General features: G+C 62.5%; 15 protein-coding genes. All 15 read left to right on the forward strand.

All coding sequences use genetic code 11. The features are described 5' to 3' along the window. The first annotated feature begins 279 nt into the window (after window positions 1-279). The 15 genes from hutU (at window position 280) to mdoH (ending at window position 20,241) form a co-directional block, all read left to right on the forward strand. Window positions 280-1,962, forward strand: a complete 1,683-nt coding sequence (hutU, locus tag ACTJK7_RS08190; protein WP_011332044.1) for a urocanate hydratase — start codon at window positions 280-282, stop codon at window positions 1,960-1,962. A gap of 149 nt (window positions 1,963-2,111) precedes the next feature. Further along, window positions 2,112-3,584: a purine-cytosine permease family protein gene (locus ACTJK7_RS08195; protein ID WP_440780015.1), complete on the forward strand. Its 1,473-nt coding sequence runs from the start codon at window positions 2,112-2,114 to the stop codon at window positions 3,582-3,584. A 70-nt stretch (window positions 3,585-3,654) separates the two neighbouring features. Then, a complete protein-coding gene (locus ACTJK7_RS08200; RefSeq protein WP_064382816.1) occupies window positions 3,655-4,623 on the forward strand; it encodes an ABC transporter substrate-binding protein in 969 nt (322 codons plus the stop codon). 84 nt (window positions 4,624-4,707) lie between these two features. Then, window positions 4,708-5,559, forward strand: coding sequence for an ABC transporter permease (locus ACTJK7_RS08205; protein WP_007952475.1), 852 nt, complete (start codon window positions 4,708-4,710; stop codon window positions 5,557-5,559). Beyond that, entirely contained in the window at window positions 5,556-6,386 is an 831-nt protein-coding gene (locus tag ACTJK7_RS08210) for a quaternary amine ABC transporter ATP-binding protein (RefSeq protein WP_085654423.1), read from the forward strand. The genes ACTJK7_RS08205 and ACTJK7_RS08210 overlap by 4 nt, the downstream gene beginning before the upstream one ends. A 166-nt stretch (window positions 6,387-6,552) precedes the next feature. After that, window positions 6,553-8,076, forward strand: coding sequence for a histidine ammonia-lyase (gene hutH, locus ACTJK7_RS08215; RefSeq protein ID WP_440780012.1), 1,524 nt, complete (start codon window positions 6,553-6,555; stop codon window positions 8,074-8,076). Between the two features lie 116 nt (window positions 8,077-8,192). After that, complete coding sequence (hutH, locus tag ACTJK7_RS08220; RefSeq protein ID WP_440780010.1) at window positions 8,193-9,725, forward strand: histidine ammonia-lyase; 1,533 nt, start codon at window positions 8,193-8,195, stop codon at window positions 9,723-9,725. A 145-nt stretch (window positions 9,726-9,870) separates the two neighbouring features. Then, complete coding sequence (gene hutI, locus ACTJK7_RS08225; protein WP_440780009.1) at window positions 9,871-11,076, forward strand: imidazolonepropionase; 1,206 nt, start codon at window positions 9,871-9,873, stop codon at window positions 11,074-11,076. A gap of 10 nt (window positions 11,077-11,086) precedes the next feature. Next, window positions 11,087-11,890, forward strand: coding sequence for an N-formylglutamate deformylase (gene hutG / locus ACTJK7_RS08230; protein ID WP_440780007.1), 804 nt, complete (start codon window positions 11,087-11,089; stop codon window positions 11,888-11,890). A gap of 277 nt (window positions 11,891-12,167) precedes the next feature. Continuing rightward, window positions 12,168-13,115, forward strand: a complete 948-nt coding sequence (locus tag ACTJK7_RS08235) for a choline ABC transporter substrate-binding protein (protein ID WP_440780005.1) — start codon at window positions 12,168-12,170, stop codon at window positions 13,113-13,115. Next, entirely contained in the window at window positions 13,115-14,032 is a 918-nt protein-coding gene (locus tag ACTJK7_RS08240; RefSeq protein WP_440780004.1) for an alpha/beta hydrolase, read from the forward strand. Before ACTJK7_RS08235 ends, ACTJK7_RS08240 begins: the two co-directional genes overlap by 1 nt. Window positions 14,033-14,136: 104 nt before the next feature. Then, window positions 14,137-15,108, forward strand: coding sequence for a prolyl aminopeptidase (pip, locus tag ACTJK7_RS08245; protein WP_007952436.1), 972 nt, complete (start codon window positions 14,137-14,139; stop codon window positions 15,106-15,108). Further along, window positions 15,105-15,542 carry a D-aminoacyl-tRNA deacylase gene (gene dtd / locus ACTJK7_RS08250; protein ID WP_011332054.1) on the forward strand — a complete coding sequence of 146 codons (438 nt, stop codon included), beginning with the start codon at window positions 15,105-15,107 and terminating at the stop codon, window positions 15,540-15,542. Before pip ends, dtd begins: the two co-directional genes overlap by 4 nt. A gap of 321 nt (window positions 15,543-15,863) precedes the next feature. Continuing rightward, window positions 15,864-17,678 carry a glucan biosynthesis protein G gene (locus ACTJK7_RS08255; protein WP_011332055.1) on the forward strand — a complete coding sequence of 605 codons (1,815 nt, stop codon included), beginning with the start codon at window positions 15,864-15,866 and terminating at the stop codon, window positions 17,676-17,678. Continuing rightward, entirely contained in the window at window positions 17,671-20,241 is a 2,571-nt protein-coding gene (gene mdoH, locus ACTJK7_RS08260) for a glucans biosynthesis glucosyltransferase MdoH (RefSeq protein ID WP_064382823.1), read from the forward strand. Before ACTJK7_RS08255 ends, mdoH begins: the two co-directional genes overlap by 8 nt. Window positions 20,242-20,244 lie beyond the last annotated feature (3 nt).

Here is a 20,244-nt window from a genome sequence, read left to right on the forward strand (position 1 = left end):
ACCTCTCGCCACCCTCAATCCACCCCGCGAAAAATTTCATGACCGCCAGAGCCCTTGATTCAGGCGCTCTGCAGCCCTGTCCGGGATTTTTGTTGAACGGTCCTCCAACAAGTTGGCCGCTTGATTGCATATGCTTGTATGTACAAGTAAAGACGTATGCGTATGAGTCGATCGAGACTCTCCGCAGCGTCCACTGATTCGCTTGTCGCGCACTGAGGCGCACAGGCTGCTTGCCCACTGCCAGGGTTGGTTTGAATTGATCGCTGAGGAGTCTTTTTCGTGACTGACAATAAGCCTACTAAGTTTCGTAATGTTGAGATCCGTGCCGCCCGCGGCAACAAGCTGACCGCCAAGAGCTGGCTGACCGAAGCGCCGCTGCGCATGCTGATGAACAACCTCGACCCGGAAGTCGCCGAGAACCCGAAAGAGCTGGTGGTCTACGGTGGCATCGGCCGCGCTGCGCGTAACTGGGAGTGCTACGACAAGATCGTCGAGAGCCTGACCAACCTCAACGAAGACGAAACCCTGCTGGTGCAATCGGGCAAGCCGGTCGGCGTGTTCAAGACCCACAGCAACGCCCCGCGCGTACTGATCGCCAACTCCAACCTGGTGCCGCACTGGGCGACCTGGGAACACTTCAACGAACTCGACGCCAAAGGCCTGGCCATGTACGGCCAGATGACCGCCGGCAGCTGGATCTACATCGGCAGCCAGGGCATCGTCCAGGGCACCTACGAAACCTTCGTTGAAGCCGGTCGCCAGCACTACAACGACAACCTCACCGGCAAGTGGGTACTGACCGCCGGCCTCGGCGGCATGGGCGGCGCCCAGCCACTGGCCGCGACCCTCGCCGGTGCCTGCTCGCTGAACATCGAATGCCAGCAGATCAGCATCGATTTCCGCCTCAAGACCCGCTACGTCGACGAGCAGGCCAAAGACCTCGACGACGCGCTGGCCCGCATCGCCAAATACACCTCCGAAGGCAAGGCGGTTTCCATCGCCCTGTGCGGCAACGCCGCTGAAATCCTCCCGGAGCTGGTCAAGCGCGGCGTGCGCCCGGACATGGTCACCGACCAGACCAGCGCCCATGACCCGCTCAACGGTTATCTGCCGGCCGGCTGGACCTGGGACGAATACCGCGCCCGCGCCAAGACCGAGCCAGCCGCTGTGGTCAAGGCTGCCAAACAGTCGATGGCCGTTCACGTCAAAGCCATGCTCGACTTCCAGAAAATGGGCGTGCCGACCTTCGACTACGGCAACAACATCCGTCAGATGGCTCAGGAAGAAGGCGTCGAAAACGCATTCGATTTCCCAGGCTTCGTACCGGCCTACATCCGTCCGCTGTTCTGCCGTGGCATCGGCCCGTTCCGCTGGGCTGCACTGTCGGGTGATCCGCAGGACATCTACAAGACCGACGCCAAAGTCAAAGAACTGATCCCGGACGACGCCCACCTGCACAACTGGCTGGACATGGCCCGCGAGCGCATCAGCTTCCAGGGTCTGCCGGCGCGTATCTGCTGGGTCGGCCTGGGCCTGCGCGCCAAGCTCGGTCTGGCGTTCAACGAAATGGTCCGCAGCGGCGAGCTGTCGGCTCCGATCGTGATCGGTCGCGACCACCTCGACTCCGGCTCGGTATCCAGCCCGAACCGTGAAACCGAATCCATGCAGGACGGCTCCGATGCCGTCTCCGACTGGCCGCTGCTGAATGCCCTGCTGAACACCGCGAGCGGTGCGACCTGGGTTTCCCTGCACCACGGCGGCGGCGTCGGCATGGGCTTCTCCCAGCACTCGGGCATGGTGATTGTCTGCGACGGTACTGACGAAGCGGCCGAGCGTATCGCTCGCGTGCTGCACAACGACCCGGGCACCGGTGTCATGCGTCACGCCGATGCCGGTTACCAGATCGCCATCGACTGCGCCAAGGAACAAGGGCTGAACCTGCCGATGATCACCGGCAAATAAAGAACCTGTGGGAGCTGGCTTGCCAGCGATGGCGGCGGCACTGCCGGAATTGATGTTGCAGGTGCCGACGTCATCGCGGGAAAGCTCCGCTCCCACAGGAATCGCGTAAACCGGACAGAGCAATTAAAACAATCCACAGAGGTTGAATCATGGCGGGCAACACCGATCGTGCAGGCAGTAAACCGTTGATCGAAAGGCGTTCGATCGACTACATCCCGGAAGCGGAAAGACACGGTCGTCTGTTCAGTCAGTTCACCCTGTGGATGGGTGCCAACCTGCAAATCACCGCGATTGTCACCGGGGCCCTGGCCGTGGTGCTGGGCGGCGATGTGTTCTGGTCGTTGATCGGTCTGCTGATCGGTCAATTGCTGGGCGGCGGGGTGATGGCGCTGCACGCAGCGCAAGGGCCGAAGCTTGGCCTGCCGCAGATGATTTCCAGCCGGGTGCAGTTCGGCGTCTACGGCGCGGCGATTCCGATCGTGCTGGTGTGCCTGATGTACCTCGGCTTCACCGCCACCGGAACGGTGTTGTCCGGTCAGGCGCTGGGCCAGTTGTTCGGGGTCAGCGATACCGTTGGCATCCTGCTTTTCGCCAGCGTCATCGTCGTGGTCACGGTGCTTGGCTATCGGGTGATTCACTGGATCGGCCGCATCGCCAGTGCCATTGGCGTGATTGCTTTCGTTTATCTGTTCAGCCGTCTGATGAGTCAGGTGGACGTCGGCGCACTTCTGGAAATCCGCCACTTCAGCTGGAGCAGTTTCCTGCTGGCGGTGTCGCTCGCGGCCTCCTGGCAGATCGCTTTCGGCCCTTACGTGGCGGACTACTCGCGTTACCTGCCGAGCAAGGTGTCGTCGGTGAAAACCTTCTTCGCCGCCGGTGCCGGTTCGGTGATCGGTGCGCAGGTGGCGATGATCCTCGGTGTGTTCGCGGCCGCTTCGGCCAACGGGCAATTCGCCGGTCATGAAGTCGCCTACATCGTCGGTCTGGGCGGGACCGGTGCCACCGCCGCGCTGCTGTATTTCAGCATCGCGTTCGGCAAGGTCACCATCTCCACCCTGAACTCCTACGGCAGCTTCATGTGCATCGCGACCATCATCAGCGGCTTCCGTGGCCACCTGACGGTGACCCGCATGCAGCGTCTGGTGTTCGTGCTGGTGATTGTCGGCGCGGCGACCCTGATCGCGCTGCTCGGCCAGCATTCGTTCCTCGGTGCGTTCAAGTCCTTCATCCTGTTCCTGCTGGCGTTCTTCACGCCGTGGAGCGCGATCAACCTGGTGGACTACTACTGCATCACCCGTGAGCGCTACGACGTGCCGGCGCTGGCGGATCCGAACGGTCGCTACGGCCGCTGGAACCTCCTCGGTATCAGCGTTTATGTGTTCGGAGTGCTGGTGCAACTGCCGTTCATTTCCACCAAGTTCTATACCGGTCCATTGGTAGCGGCCCTGGGGGATGTGGATGTTTCCTGGATCATCGGTCTCGTGTTGCCCGCAGCGCTGTACTACGTCTGCGCGAAAAAATGGCACGGCACCGTACCCGATCGACTGATTCTGCCCGTCGAGCAGGACAGCGTTGTACAACCTAAAACAAGCGGGGCCGGTCGCGCTGCGGCGCAGGCCTGATTTGGACGTGGACAGGGCTGGATGCCTCTTGACTGCCGTAAGCCAATTCATGATTAGGAGCGTCACAACAATGAAATCGAACAAGACCCTGCTGACCACCTTGCTTTCCATGGGCCTGCTGGCCAGCGCCGGCGCGACCCAGGCCGCCGGCTGGTGCGAGTCCGGCAAACCGGTGAAATTCGCCGGCCTGAACTGGGAAAGCGGCATGCTGCTGACCGACGTTCTGCAAGTGGTGCTGGAGAAAGGTTACGACTGCAAGACCGACAGCCTGCCGGGCAACTCCATCACCATGGAAAACGCCCTGAGCAGCAACGACATCCAGATCTTCGCCGAAGAATGGGTCGGCCGCAGCGAGGTCTGGAACAAGGCCGAGAAGGCCGGCAAGGTCGTCGGTGTCGGCGCCCCGGTGGTGGGTGCGATCGAAGGCTGGTACGTGCCGCGCTACGTGATCGAAGGCGACGCCAAACGCAAACTCGAAGCCAAGGCGCCGGACCTGAAAAACATCGCCGACCTGGGCAAATACGCCGCCATCTTCAAGGACGCCGAAGAACCTTCCAAGGGCCGCTTCTACAACTGCCCGGCCGGCTGGACCTGCGAGCTGGACAACAGCGAAATGCTGAAAAGCTACGGCCTGGAAAACAGCTACACCAACTTCCGTCCGGGCACAGGTCCAGCGCTGGATGCGGCTGTGCTGTCGAGCTACAAGCGTGGCGAGCCGATCCTGTTCTACTACTGGTCGCCAACCCCGCTGATGGGCCAGATCGACGCAGTGAAACTGGAAGAAAAACCGGGCGTCGACAAGACCGTGACCATCAAGGTCGGTCTGTCCAAGACCTTCCACGAGCAAGCGCCGGAACTGGTGGCCGTGCTGGAAAAGGTCAACCTGCCGATCGACCTGCTGAACCAGAACCTGGGCCGCATGGCGAAGGAACGTATCGAGTCGCCAAAACTGGCGAAAATCTTCCTCAAGGAACATCCTGAAGTCTGGCATGCGTGGGTGAGTGAAGACGCTGCCAAGAAAATCGACGCGGCGCTGTAGGTCGAATTCCTCCCGGCCAACCGAGAGGCTGGCCGGGGTGTTCGCCGCAATCGCTTGATTGAGTTTCCTGATTGAGAGCCGCTTATGTTTCCCGAAAGCTTTACCTTTTCCATCGCCGACTGGGTCAACGGTTGGGTCGATGCGCTGGTCACCAACTACGGCGACGTGTTCCGCCATATCTCCGACACCCTGCTGTGGGCCATCGTCAATCTTGAAGGCCTGCTGCGCGCCGCGCCGTGGTGGTTGATGCTGGCCATCGTCGGCGTCGTGGCCTGGCATGCGACGCGCAAAGTCGTGACCACTGCCGTGATCGTCGGTCTGTTGTTCCTGGTCGGCGCTGTCGGTCTGTGGGACAAGTTGATGCAGACCCTCGCGCTGATGATGGTGGCGACGGTCATTTCGGTGCTGATCGGCGTACCGCTGGGGATTCTCTCGGCGCGCAGCAATCGCCTGCGCTCGGTGCTGATGCCGCTGCTCGACATCATGCAGACCATGCCCAGCTTCGTGTACCTGATTCCGGTGCTGATGCTGTTCGGCCTGGGCAAGGTGCCGGCGATTTTCGCCACCGTGATCTACGCCGCGCCGCCGCTGATCCGCCTGACCGATCTGGGCATCCGCCAGGTCGACGGCGAAGTGATGGAAGCGATCAACGCTTTCGGCGCCAACCGCTGGCAGCAACTGTTCGGCGTGCAACTGCCGCTGGCCCTGCCGAGCATCATGGCCGGGATCAACCAGACCACCATGATGGCCCTGTCGATGGTGGTGATCGCCTCGATGATCGGCGCCCGTGGCCTGGGTGAAGATGTGCTGGTGGGCATTCAGACCCTCAACGTCGGACGCGGTCTCGAGGCCGGTCTGGCGATCGTGATTCTCGCAGTGGTCATCGACCGCATTACCCAGGCGTATGGTCGGCCACGGCATGAGGTGAGCAAATGAGCAACGCAACCGTGAGCAAGATCGAAGTCAAAAACGTCTTCAAGATTTTCGGCAACCGCGCCAAGGATGCACTGACGATGGTCGGCCAGGGCAAGACCAAGGATCAGGTGCTGAACGAAACCGGTTGCGTGGTCGGGGTCAACGATTTGTCCCTGAGCATCGGCACCGGCGAGATCTTCGTGATCATGGGCCTGTCCGGCTCGGGCAAATCGACCCTGGTGCGCCACTTCAACCGCCTGATCGACCCGACCAGCGGCGCGATCCTGGTGGACGGCGTGGACATCCTGCAATACGACATGGACGCCTTGCGCGAATTTCGCCGGCACAAGATCAGCATGGTGTTCCAGAGCTTCGGTCTGCTGCCGCACAAGACCGTGCTCGACAATGTCGCCTACGGCCTGAAAGTGCGCGGCGAGAGCAAGCAACTGTGCGCCGAGCGTGCGCTGCACTGGATCAACACCGTGGGCCTCAAGGGCTACGAAAACAAATACCCGCACCAGCTCTCCGGCGGCATGCGCCAACGTGTAGGTCTGGCCCGGGCATTGGCAGCGGACACCGACATCATCCTGATGGACGAAGCGTTCAGTGCGCTGGATCCGCTGATCCGCGCCGAGATGCAGGACCAGTTGCTGGAGCTGCAAAAGACCCTGCACAAGACCATCGTCTTCATCACCCACGACCTCGACGAGGCCGTGCGCATCGGCAACCGCATCGCGATCCTCAAGGACGGCCGCCTGATCCAGGTCGGCACGCCGAAAGAGATCCTGCATTCGCCGGCGGACGAGTATGTCGACCGTTTCGTGCAGCGGCGGGCGGCGGTGGTTTAAAGGTTTACGGCAGGCTCGTTCCCACGCTCTGCGTGGGAATGCATCCCGTGACGCTCCGCGTCACCATTGCGCAGGACTCCAGTCTTGCGTTGAGAGCGGGACGCGGAGCGTCCCAAGCGGCATTCCCACGCAGAGCATGGGAACGATCAAGTCCAAGAGGTTTTAGATGTCCCAGGCTGAAAAAATCGTTATCGCCGACGCCCCGATGCGTTGGCAGGATGTGGTCGCAGTCGCCCGTCACGGCGCGCAGCTCGAGCTGTCGGCGCAGACCTGGGCGCGCATTGAAAACGCGCAGGGCATCGTCCAGCGTATCGTTGCCAGCGGCGAGCGCGCCTACGGCGTGAACACCGGGCTCGGTGCGCTGTGCAACGTCTCGCTGAAAGACGAACAGCTCAGTCAGCTGTCGCGCAACACCTTGCTCAGCCATGCCTGCGGCGTCGGTCCGGTGCTGGCCGATGAGCAGACCCGCGCCATCATGTGCTCGGCGATCCGCAACTACAGCCACGGCAAATCCGGCATTCATCGCCGGGTGGTCGAAGCGCTGCTGGCGCTGCTCAATCGCGGCATCACCCCGCAAGTACCGTCCCAGGGTTCGGTGGGTTACCTGACCCACATGGCGCACATCGGCATCGCGCTGCTGGGCGTGGGCAATGTCAGCTATCGCGGGCAAGTGGTGTCCGCGCAGCAGGCGCTGGCCGAAGAGGGCCTGCAACCGGTGCAGCTCGGGGCGAAGGACGGCCTGTGCCTGGTCAACGGCACGCCGTGCATGACCGGCCTCGGTTGCCTGGCGATCGCCGACGCCACGCGCCTGCTGCAATGGGCCGACGTGATCGGCGCCATGAGCTTCGAGGCCCAGCGTGGCCAGATCGCCGCGTTCGATGCCGAGATCATTGCGCTCAAACCGCATCCGGGCATGCAGCAGGTCGGCGTCAATCTGCGCGCCTTGCTCGATGGCAGTGAAGTGATTGCGTCGAGCAAAGGCATTCGCACTCAGGATGCCTTGAGCATCCGTTCGATCCCACAGGTGCACGGCGCCGCCCGCGATCAACTGGAACACGCGATCAAGCAGATCGAAACCGAGCTCAACGGCTGCACCGACAACCCGTTGTTGCTGGGCACGCCGGATGACTTCCGTGTCATGTCCCAGGCCAACCCGCACGGACAATCGGTGGCGCTGGCGGCGGATCTTCTGGCGATTGCGATGGCTGAAATCGGCTCGATTGCCGAGCGGCGTCTGGATCGCCTGATCAACCCGCACGTCAGCGGTCTGCCGGCGTTTCTGGTGGCCAATCCGGGGGTGAACTCCGGGATGATGATCGTGCAATACGTCGCCGCGTCGCTGTGCGCGGAAAACCGCCAGTTGGCGCAACCGGCGGTGCTCGACAACTACGTCACCTCGGGCCTGCAGGAAGATCACTTGAGCATGGGCACCAACGCCGCGCTGAAGCTGCATCGCGCGCTGGAAAACTGCACGCAGATCCTCGCCATCGAGTACCTGCTGGCGGCCCAGGCGTTTGAATTTCTCAAGGAACAGCGCTTCGGCGCCGGCACCGATACCGCCTGGCGACTGCTGCGCGAAAAAGTCCCGGCCTACGATCAGGACCGCTGGCTGGCACCGGATATCGCCGCTGCCGCAAGCGTTCTGAAAGACCCGGATCTGCTGCACAACGCATTACCGAATCTGCACTGACAACTACCCACGCCAGCGTGCCAAGGCGCGGCTCCCCAAAAGGGCAGACGCGACGGACAACGGACATCTCCGGAGCGTCTGGCGAGTTAACAATAAACTCTCAAAAGGAGCACAAAATGACTGCGCTGAACCTGATCCCCGGCCAACTGAGCCTGGCCCAACTGCGTGACGTTTATCAGAACCCCGTCAAGCTGACCCTCGACAACAGCGCCAGCGCGCAGATCGAAGCCAGCGTGGCCTGCGTCGAGCAGATCCTCGCGGAAAACCGCACCGCGTATGGCATCAACACCGGTTTCGGCCTGCTGGCCTCGACCCGCATCGCCAGCGAAGACCTGGAAAACCTTCAGCGCTCGCTGGTGCTGTCCCACGCCGCCGGCGTTGGCCAGCCGATCAGCGATGAGCTGGTGCGCCTGATCATGGTGCTCAAGGTCAACAGCCTCAGCCGTGGTTTCTCCGGCATTCGTCGGGTGGTGATCGATGCGCTGATCGCGCTGATCAACGCCGAGGTCTATCCGCACATTCCGTTGAAAGGCTCGGTCGGTGCATCCGGTGACCTGGCACCGCTGGCGCACATGTCGCTGGTGCTGCTGGGCGAGGGCAAGGCGCGTTACAAGGGCGAGTGGATGGAAGCGACCGAAGCGCTGAAAGTCGCCGGTCTGACCCCGCTGACCCTGGCGGCAAAAGAAGGTCTGGCGCTGCTCAACGGTACTCAGGTTTCCACTGCATTCGCGTTGCGTGGTCTGTTCGAAGGTGAAGACCTGTTCGCCGGCGCACTGGCGCTGGGCGGTCTGACGGTGGAAGCGGTGCTCGGTTCGCGCTCGCCGTTCGACGCACGCATCCACGCCGCTCGTGGCCAGAAAGGCCAGATCGACGCCGCTGCCGCTTACCGCGATCTGCTGGGCGAACGCAGCGAAGTCTCCGACTCGCACCAGAACTGCGAAAAGGTTCAGGATCCGTACTCGCTGCGTTGCCAGCCGCAAGTCATGGGCGCATGCCTGACTCAGTTCCGTCAGGCCGCCGAGGTGCTGGCCGTCGAAGCCAACGCCGTATCCGACAACCCGCTGGTGTTCGCGGCCGAAGGCGACGTGATTTCCGGCGGCAACTTCCACGCCGAGCCGGTGGCCATGGCCGCTGACAACATGGCGTTGGCCATTGCCGAAATCGGTTCCCTGAGCGAGCGTCGTATCTCGCTGATGATGGACAAGCACATGTCGCAACTGCCGCCGTTCCTGGTGGCCAATGGCGGCGTGAACTCCGGCTTCATGATCGCCCAGGTGACCGCTGCGGCACTGGCCAGCGAAAACAAGGCGCTGGCCCATCCGCATTCGGTAGACAGCCTGCCGACTTCTGCCAACCAGGAAGACCACGTGTCGATGGCTCCGGCTGCCGGCAAGCGCCTGTGGGAAATGGCCGAGAACACGCGCGGGATTCTTGCGGTGGAATGGCTGGCGGCGGTGCAGGGGCTGGACCTGCGCAACGGTTTGAAGACCTCGGCCAAACTGGAACAGGCCCGAGGGATTCTGCGTCGCGAAGTGCCGTTCTACGAGAAGGACCGCTTCTTCGCGCCGGACATCAATGCGGCGACCGAGCTGCTGGCTTCGCGGGTTCTGACTGAACTGGTTCCGGCGAAGTTGCTGCCGAGCCTTTAACCCCACCACTGATCGTTCCCACGTCGAGGCGTCGAACCGTCCGCGTGGGAATGCAGCCCGGGACGCTCCGCGTCGCTGGACGCGGAGCGTCCCTTGAGGCATTCCCACGCAGAGCGTGGGAACGATCACAAGACGAGGACTTGGGATGAAAACCCTCTGGCAACACTGCCACGTCGCAACCATGGCGCAAGGCGTCTACTCGATCATCGAGGATGCGGCCATCGTGACGTCCGGTGCACTCATCGAGTGGATCGGCCCGCGCAGCCGATTGCCGTCAGGCGAATACCCGGCGGTCAATGACCTGCAAGGCGCGTGGGTCACCCCCGGCCTGATCGACTGCCACACCCACACCGTGTTCGGCGGCAACCGCAGCGGCGAATTCGAGAAGCGCCTGCAAGGCGTCAGCTACGCCGAGATCGCAGCGGCCGGCGGCGGCATCGCCAGCACCGTACGCGCCACGCGCGAAGCCTCGGAAGACGAGCTGTTCGCCAGCGCCGCCAAACGCCTGAAAAGCCTGATGCGCGACGGCGTGACCACGGTCGAAATGAAATCCGGCTACGGCCTCGATCTGGCCAGCGAGCGCAAGATCCTGCGGGTCATCCGTCGCCTCGCCGCCGAGCTGCCGATCAGCGTGCGCAGCACCTGCCTGGCCGCCCACGCATTGCCGCCGGAGTACAAGGACCGCGCCGACGCTTACATCGATCACATCTGCGCCGAGATGCTCCCGGCGCTGGCCGCCGAAGGCCTGGTGGATGCGGTGGATGCATTCTGCGAATACCTGGCGTTCTCCCCGGAACAAGTCGAGCGGGTGTTCATCGCCGCGCAAAAACTCGGTCTGCCGGTGAAGCTGCACGCCGAGCAATTGTCGTCGCTGCACGGCTCCAGCCTGGCCGCGCGTTATCACGCATTGTCCGCCGATCACCTGGAGTTCATGGACGAGGCCGACGCCATCGCCATGGCCGAATCCGACACCGTCGCGGTGTTGTTGCCGGGCGCGTTCTACTTCCTGCGCGAAACCCAGTTGCCGCCGATGGAAGCCCTGCGCAAACACAAAGTGAAAATCGCCATCGCCAGCGACCTCAACCCCGGCACCTCGCCGGCGCTGTCTTTGCGCCTGATGCTGAACATGGCCTGCACCTGCTTTCGCATGACCCCGGAGGAGGCGCTGGCCGGCGCCACGATTCATGCGGCACAAGCCTTGGGCATGGCCGAGACCCACGGTTCGCTGGAAGTCGGCAAGGTCGCCGATTTTGTCGCTTGGCAGATCGATCGGCCGGCGGACCTGGCGTACTGGCTGGGTGGTGAACTGGACAAACGCGTCGTGCGTCACGGCGTTGAATCAAGTCTGTAGGAGAGCGGTTGTGGATAAGGTTCTGAACTTCAAACAAGGTCGCGTGCCGCTGCTGATCAGCATGCCCCACGCCGGTGTGCGCCTGACCCCGGCGGTCGAGGCCGGATTGATCCCGGACGCGAAAAGCCTGCCGGACACCGACTGGCACATTCCGCAGCTTTACGACTTCGCCGCCGAACTGGGCGCCAGCACCCTGGCGGCCGAGTACTCGCGATTCGTCATCGACCTGAACCGGCCGTCCGACGACAAACCGCTGTACGCTGGCGCCACCACCGGGCTGTACCCGGCGACGCTGTTCGATGGCATTCCGTTGTTCACGGAAGGCAAGGAGCCGTCGAAAGAAGAACGTGCGACGTACCTGGAGCAAATCTGGACGCCGTACCACCGCACCTTGCAGGAAGAACTGGCGCGGCTGAAGGCCGAGTTCGGTTACGCGCTGCTGTTCGATGCGCACTCGATCCGTTCGATCATCCCGCACCTGTTCGACGGCAAGCTGCCAGACTTCAACCTTGGCACCTTCAATGGCGCCAGTTGCGATCCACAACTGGCCACCCAACTGGAAGCGATCTGCGCCCGCCACGCCGCTTACAGCCATGTGCTGAACGGACGCTTCAAGGGCGGCCACATCACCCGTCACTACGGCAACCCGGCCGAGAACATCCACGCCGTGCAACTGGAGCTGGGCCAGTGCACGTATATGGAAGAGTTCGAACCGTTCCGCTACCGCGCCGATTTGGCCGAGCCGACGCGGGTGGTGCTGAAGGAATTGCTGCAAGGACTGCTCGCCTGGGGCAAATCCCGCTATACAGCCTAACTGATTGTCTGATCGTTCCCACGCTCCGCGTGGGAATGCAGCCCGTGACGCTCCGCGTCACTGGACGCGGAGCGTCCCTTGAGGCATTCCCACGCAGAGCATGGGAACGATCTGCGGTGAGTGAGCGATCTGGGGGGCGCCCTCAAACAGTCGCCACCGTGCAAATCCCGGTCGCCACAGTTCGCTTTTCCCGCTCGTCCGCTGCGTAATGTTTCGACCACGGTGCAAGAAGACACCGATCCGAACAATAACCCGCTGCCGCACGAGACGATCCCACATGAAAAGACTGTTCACTCGTTGTGCGTTAATCCTCACCGGCAGTGCGCTGCTCAGCGCCGGTGCCATGGCTTCCGATGATGCTTCCTGCAAAACCGTGCGCATGGGCGTGGTCAACTGGACCGACGTGATCGCCACCAGCGGCATGGCCGACGTGCTGCTCAACGGCCTCGGCTACGAAAGCAAACAGACCAGCGCCGTGCAGCAAATCATCTTCGCCGGCATCCGCGACAAACGTCTGGATATCTTCCTCGGCTACTGGAAACCGGCGATGGACAAGAACATCGCGCCATTCCTCGCCGCCAATCAGGTCAAGGTCATGGACAAGCCCAGCCTGGCCGACGCACAGGCGACGCTGGCAGTGCCGGATTACGTGGCGGCGGCAGGGCTGAAGACCTTCGGCGACATCGCGAAATTCAAGGATCAGCTCGGTGGCAAGATTTACGGCATCGAGCCCGGCAGCGGCGCCAACACCACGATCAAGACCATGATCGAAACCAACCATTTCGGCCTGAAGGATTTCAAGATCATCGAACCCGGTGAGGCCGGCATGCTCGCCGCCGTGCAGCGAGCGGTGAACCGCAAGGAGTTCGTGGTGTTCGTCGGCTGGACCCCGCACCCGATGAACATCAACATGAAAATCACCTACCTGACCGGCAGCGAAGACGTCTACGGCCCGAACGAAGGCGCCGCCACCGTTTCCACGGTCACCGCGCCGGACTACGCCGAGCGCTGCCCGAACGTCCATCGTCTGCTTGAAAACCTGACCTTCACCGCCGCCCAGGAAAGCCAGTTGATGGTGCCGATCATGGAGCGCAAGACACCGCAGGAAGTGGCGAAGAGCTGGCTGCGTGAGCATCCCGAAGACCTGCAACGCTGGCTGGCGGGTGTCAGCAGCTTCGACGGCAAGGACGGCGTGGCCACGGTTCAGGCCAGCCTGAAAAACTGATGGGCACTTATCCACTTTCGCCGTCGATGGCAGCCTTCGTTTCCAGAACCGAAGGCTTTGCCAGCGATGACAGCAGCCTAGGCGGATTGCGCAAATCCTATGACGACATGTGTCGCGCCTTCACGCCCGAACGGCCGGCGGGTCTGGAGGTGGTGGATTTCCAGTTGAGCGGGGTGGCGGTGCGTTCGTATCGCCCGCCTGTCCGGCCATCGGCCAGTGGCTGGCCGTGCGTGTTGTATCTGCACGGCGGCGGTTGGGTGGTCGGCGGGCTGGATTCCCACGATTTCATCTGCTGCGAGCTGGCGATGGCGCTCGGGGCAATGGTGGTGGCGGTGGATTACCGGCTGGCGCCGGAGCACCCGTTCCCGGCCGGTTTCGAGGATTGCCTGAGCGTCTGGCGCGCATTGCGCAGCGGGCCGTTCTGGTTCGATTCTGGACGGATGCTGGTGGCGGGTGACAGCGCCGGCGGCAATCTGGCGGCGGCGCTGTGCCTGGCGTTGCGCGATGCCGGCGAGCCGCTGCCGGGCGCGCAGGTCTTGATCTATCCGGGACTGGGAGGCGACGCACAGTTAGCGTCACGCAGCGAATGCGCCGATGCGCCGTTGCTCGCCAGCAGCGATGTCGATTGTTATCACGCCCTGTACCTGCGCGGCACCGCGAAGCCGAACGCCTATGCGATGCCGTTACTGGCCGGGGATTTCAGCGGTCTGCCCCCGGCCTGGATCGCCGTGGCGCAGTTCGATCCGCTGCGTGACGACGGCGTGTGCTATGCCGAACGGCTTGACGCAGCGGGCGTCGACGCGGCGCTGTATTACGGCGAAGGGCTGGTTCACGGCTGCCTGCGGGCGCGACATCAGGTCGCCGAGGTCGATCGTCTCTTTGAGAACCTGCTGGGGTTCATGGCTGACAAAATGTGACAGCGCACGGGCATGCTCATTGACGTAAATCGGGTTTATGATGCCGGACGGCAGAATAATAGAAGTCCCCCCAGGGATGACCTCGACCCCTTACGGAGCGCGCAATGCAGACTTTGTTTCCGCAGATCAAACCTCACGCACGGCACGATCTGGCCGTCGATGACACCCATACGCTGTACGTCGACGAAAGCGGTTCACCGGAAGGTTTGCCGGTGGTGTTCATCCACGGAGGTCCCGGCGCCGGGTGCGACGCCCAGAGTCGCCGTTATTTCGATCCGAACCTGTATCGCATTGTCACCTTCGACCAGCGCGGCTGCGGTCGCTCCACGCCCCACGCCAGTCTGGAAAACAACACCACCTGGGATCTGGTCGAAGACCTCGAGCGTATTCGTAAACACCTGGGCATCGACAAATGGGTGCTGTTCGGCGGCTCCTGGGGTTCGACCCTGGCGCTGGCCTACGCGCAGACCCATCCGGAGCGCGTACATGGCCTGATCCTGCGCGGGATCTTTCTCTGCCGTCCGCAGGAAATCGAATGGTTCTACCAGGCCGGCGCCAGCCGTCTGTTCCCCGATTACTGGCAGGACTACCTCGCGCCGATTCCGCTGGACGAGCGCGACGACCTGCTCAGCGCGTTCCACAAACGCCTGACCGGCAACGACCAGATCGCCCAGATGCATGCGGCCAAGGCCTGGTCGACCTGGGAAGGGCGCACCGCGACCCTGCGGCCGAATCCGCTGGTGGTCGACCGCTTCTCCGAACCGCAGCGCGCCCTGTCGATCGCACGGATCGAATGCCACTACTTCACCAACAATGCGTTCCTTGAGCCGAACCAGCTGATCCGCGACATGGGCAAGATCGCCCATCTGCCGGGCGTGATCATCCACGGCCGCTACGACGTGATCTGCCCGCTCGACAACGCCTGGGAACTGCATCAGGCCTGGCCGAACAGCGAGCTGCAGGTGATCCGCGATGCCGGCCACGCCGCGTCCGAACCGGGCATCACCGATGCGCTGGTGCGCGCCGCCAGCAAAATGGCCCGTCGTCTGCTCGATCTGCCGCCCGAAGAAGCATGAAGGGTCTGTTGCAGCGCGTGAAAGGCGCGCGGGTCGAAGTGGCGGGCGAGGTGGTTGGCAGTGTCGATCAGGGTTTGCTGGTGCTGGTGGCGGTAGAACCCGACGACACGCCGGCCAGCGCCGACAAACTTCTGCATAAGCTGCTTAACTATCGAGTGTTCAGTGACGCCGAGGGCAAGATGAATCTGTCCCTGGCGGATGTGGGCGGCGGGTTGCTGCTGGTCTCTCAGTTCACCCTCGCTGCCGACACCAAAAGCGGGTTGCGCCCGAGTTTCTCGACCGCCGCTCCTCCGGCGCTGGGCGAAAAATTATTCGACTATCTATTAAGCAGAGCGAAACAGATGCATGGCACAGTGGCATCAGGTAGATTCGGCGCGGATATGCAGGTGCACCTGGTCAACGATGGCCCGGTAACCTTCCTGTTACAGACATGAAAGCGCTTGAAACATCTTTTTAAGGGCTTTTCGACTGAAAACAGGGAATTTTCGCGATAAATACTTTGTTACCCCTGATGCGTTGTCACGCGGGCTACTAGATAATCGCGCGCTACGGGGATCAGCGTTCGTTGGTCCATTTTGACTTAGGTAGAGACTTGTCCGGATCCGATTGGGGAATCATTTTGACCCAGCGGAGTCGGAACAATGCTCGCCAACTTGGCAAGGGTGTCCTGCAAGGTCGGTTTTTTTGTACCGAATTCCTCACAGGCACTTCATCTGGCCGTTGGTTTATTGATCTGTTTTCGGCGAGGGTTGCTCGTGATTGTTAGTCCCTGTAATGCAGCAAAATTGTCTGCCAAACGCTTGCGCAGCGCTCTGGTAGCGGGCTCGGCAGTACTCTGCCTGCTCAGCGCCGGCCAGCTCTGGGCATTCAATCTTGACGATGTGTCGGCCAAGGCTAAAGAGCTGGCCGGGCAGAAGTTCGAAGCCCCGCGCAGCAACCTGCCAAACGAATTCCGTGAAATGAAATTCGCGGACTATCAGAAGATTCGTTTCCGCACCGAAAAAGCCGAATGGGCCGACCAGAAGACCCCGTTCAAGCTGTCCTTCTATCATCAGGGCATGCACTTCGATACGCCGGTGAAAATCAACGAAATCACCGCGAACACCGTCGAAGAGATCAAATACGATCCAAGCCGTTTCGATTTCGGCGACCTGCAGTTCGATCCGAAGGCCACCGAACAACTGGGCTATGCCGGTTTCCGTGTGCTGTACCCGATCAACAAGGCGGACAAGCAAGACGAAATCATGACCATGCTGGGCGCGAGCTACTTCCGCGTGGTCGGCAAGGGGCACACCTACGGTCTGTCGGCCCGTGGTCTGGCAATCGACACCGCTTTGCCGTCCGGCGAAGAATTCCCGCGTTTTCGCGAGTTCTGGATTCAGCAGCCGAAGCCGGGCGACAAGCACCTGGTGATCTTCGCCCTGCTGGATTCGCCACGTGCGACCGGCGCCTACCGTCTGATCCTGCGTCCGGGCAGCGACACCATCGTCGACGTCAAGGGCCAGATGTACCTGCGTGACAAGGTCGGCAAGCTCGGCATCGCGCCGCTGACCAGCATGTTCCTGTTCGGCGCCAACCAGCCGTCGAAAGTGCTCAACTACCGTCGTGAACTGCACGACTCCAGCGGTCTGTCGATCCATGCCGGCAATGGCGAGTGGATCTGGCGTCCGCTGAACAACCCGAAACACTTGGCTGTCAGCCAGTTCAGCGTCGAGAACCCGCGTGGTTTCGGTCTGCTGCAACGTGGCCGTGACTTCAGCCACTACGAAGACCTCGACGACCGCTACGACAAGCGCCCAAGCGCCTGGATCGAGCCGAAGGGCGATTGGGGCAAGGGCACCGTTGATCTGGTCGAGATCCCGACCGCCGACGAAACCAACGACAACATCGTAGCGTTCTGGAACCCGGAAAAACTGCCGGAGCCTGGCCAGCCGCTGGACTTCGCCTACCGCATGCACTGGACCATCGACGAAGCCGCGCTGCACGCGCCGGACAGCGCCTGGGTCAACCAGACCCTGCGTTCGACCGGTGACGTCAAGCAGTCGAACCTGATCCGTCAGCCGGATGGCAGCGTGGCCTACCTGGTCGATTTCGAAGGCCCGTCCCTGGCGGCCCTGGCCCCGGACGCGGACGTTCGCAGCCAGGTCAGCGTCGGCGACAACGCCGAACTGGTCGAAAACAGCGTGCGCTACAACCCGGAAACCAAAGGCTGGCGCCTGACCCTGCGGATGAAGATCAAGGACCCGAGCAAGTCCACCGAAATGCGCGCAGCCCTGGTTCAGCCAGTGGTGACCGCTGATCTGGCCAAGTCTTCGGTGCCGACGTCCAATTCGTCGGTAGCCAAGGCCGACAAGGTTGCCGCCAAGCAACAAGAGAAAGCCGACAAGGAAGCCAAGGCCGCCGAGGCCAAACAGGCCGACGCCAAGCCGGTTGCAGATGCCAAGGACAAGGCCAACAAAGACGCCAAGCAGCCAGCCGCTGCGGACGCGGCCCCAGCCACACCGGAATCGGCACCGACTGAAGAAGTCCTGACCGAGACCTGGAGCTATCAGTTGCCTGCCGATGAGTAACTCTCAAGTACAGCCAGAGACTCTGTCCGAGTACCTGGCGCATCTGCCGATGACCGACGAGCAGCGCGCGGAACTCGCGGGCTGCCAGTCCTTCAGCGAATTGCATGAACGCCTGTCGTCCAAGACCTTTGACGCACCGACCGAAGCCGCCCAGGCTTCGGTCGGCCAGCGCCTGATCCTGAGCACCGCCGAAGAGCTGCAAGACGCGGAAATGCTGGTGCTCGACGCCAGCGGTCGGGTCAGCATGAAGGCCACGCCGCCGATCCGTCGGACCAAGGTCGTGCCGGAGCCGTGGCGCACCAACATTCTGGTGCGTGGCTGGCGCCGCCTGACCGGCCGGACCAACCCGCCGCAACCGCCGAAGGACGCCAACGTGCTGCCGGCGGCGCGCTGGCGCACGGTCGGTTCGATCCGTCGCTACATTCTGCTGGTGCTGATGCTGGGTCAGACCATCGTCGCCGGCTGGTACATGAAAGGCATCATGCCGTACCAGGGCTGGTCGTTCGTCGATCTGGAAGAAGTCCTGCATCAACCGCTGTTGCAAACCGCCACGCAAGTGCTGCCGTATGCGCTGCAAACCAGCATCCTGATCATGTTCGGGATTCTGTTCTGCTGGGTGTCGGCCGGTTTCTGGACCGCGCTGATGGGCTTCCTCGAATTGCTCACCGGCCACGATAAATACCGGATCTCCGGTAAAAGTGCCGGCAACGAGCCGATTCCGAAAGACGCGCGCACCGCGCTGGTGATGCCGATCTGCAACGAAGACGTGCCTCGGGTATTTGCCGGTCTGCGCGCGACGTTCGAGTCGGTCGCCGCTACCGGTGACCTGGACCGTTTCGACTTCTTCGTCCTCAGCGACAGTAACGACACCGACATCTGCGTTGCCGAGCAGCAGGCCTGGCTGGACGTCTGCCGCGAAGCCAAGGGCTTCGGCAAGATCTTCTATCGCCGCCGTCGCCGTCGCGTCAAACGCAAGAGCGGCAACCTCGACGACTTCTGCCGTCGCTGGGGCGGTGACTACAAGTACATGGTCGTGCTCGACGCCGACTCGGTGATGAGCGGCGAGTGCCTGACCAGTCTGGTGCGCCTGATGGAGGCCACGCCGGACGCCGGCATCATCCAGACCGCGCCGCGCGCTTCGGGCATGGACACGCTGTATGCGCGCATGCAGCAGTTCGCCACCCGGGTTTACGGTCCGCTGTTCACGGCCGGTCTGCACTTCTGGCAGCTGGGTGAATCCCACTACTGGGGTCACAACGCGATCATCCGCATGAAGCCGTTCATCGACCACTGCGCCCTGGCGCCGTTGCCGGGCAAGGGGGCGTTCTCCGGTGCGATTCTCTCTCACGACTTCGTTGAAGCGGCGCTGATGCGCCGTGCCGGCTGGGGCGTGTGGATTGCCTACGATCTGCCGGGCAGCTACGAAGAACTGCCGCCGAACCTGCTCGACGAGCTCAAGCGTGACCGTCGCTGGTGCCACGGCAACCTGATGAACTTCCGTCTGTTCCTGGTAAAGGGCATGCACCCGGTGCACCGCGCGGTGTTCCTGACCGGCGTGATGTCTTACCTGTCGGCGCCGCTGTGGTTCTTCTTCCTGGTGCTGTCGACCGCGCTGCTGGCGGTGAACACGCTGATGGAGCCGCAGTACTTCCTCGAACCGCGTCAGCTCTATCCGCTGTGGCCACAATGGCACCCGGACAAGGCGATCGCGCTGTTCTCGACGACCATCGTGCTGCTGTTCCTGCCGAAGCTGTTGAGCATCATCCTGATCTGGGCCAAGGGCGCGAAAGAGTTCGGCGGCAAGTTCAAGGTGACCCTGTCGATGCTGCTGGAGATGCTGTTTTCCATGCTGCTGGCGCCGGTGCGGATGATTTTCCACACCCGTTTCGTTCTGGCCGCGTTCCTCGGCTGGGCCGCCACCTGGAACTCGCCGCAGCGTGACGATGACTCCACGCCATGGAGCGAAGCGGTCAAGCGTCACGGCCCGCAGACCCTGCTGGGCTTCTTCTGGGCGCTGCTGGTGATCTGGCTGAACCCGAGCTTCCTGTGGTGGCTGGTGCCGATCGTCGGTTCGCTGATGCTGTCGATTCCGGTGTCGGTGATTTCCAGCCGCGTCGGTCTGGGTCTGAAGTCCCGTGACGAGAGCCTGTTCCTCATCCCCGAGGAATACAATCCGCCACAGGCGCTGCTGGCCACCGATCAGTACACCCACGAAAACCGCTGGCACGCGCTGAACGACGGCTTTATCCGCGCGGTGGTCGATCCGCAGCAGAACGCCCTGGCGTGCTCGCTGGCGACCTCGCGTCACGGTCAGGCCGAGCCGATCGAATGGCTGCGTCAGGAACGCGTGCGTCACGCGATCAAGGTCGGCCCGGCCGGGCTGAACAACCATGATCGCCTGCAACTGCTGAGCGATCCGGTGGCCCTGGCCCGTCTGCACGAGCAGGTGTGGGCCGAAGGTCACGCCGAGTGGCTGGACGCCTGGCGGGCTTCGGTGAAAGCCGATCCCCATGCGCCGCTGCTGCCGCTCAAGCCGGTGAGCTTGCAGGCGCAACCGGCCTGATGA

Source organism: Pseudomonas sp. 22085 (genome assembly GCF_052045815.1).
GTDB classification, from domain to species: Bacteria; Pseudomonadota; Gammaproteobacteria; order Pseudomonadales; family Pseudomonadaceae; genus Aquipseudomonas; species Aquipseudomonas glycinae.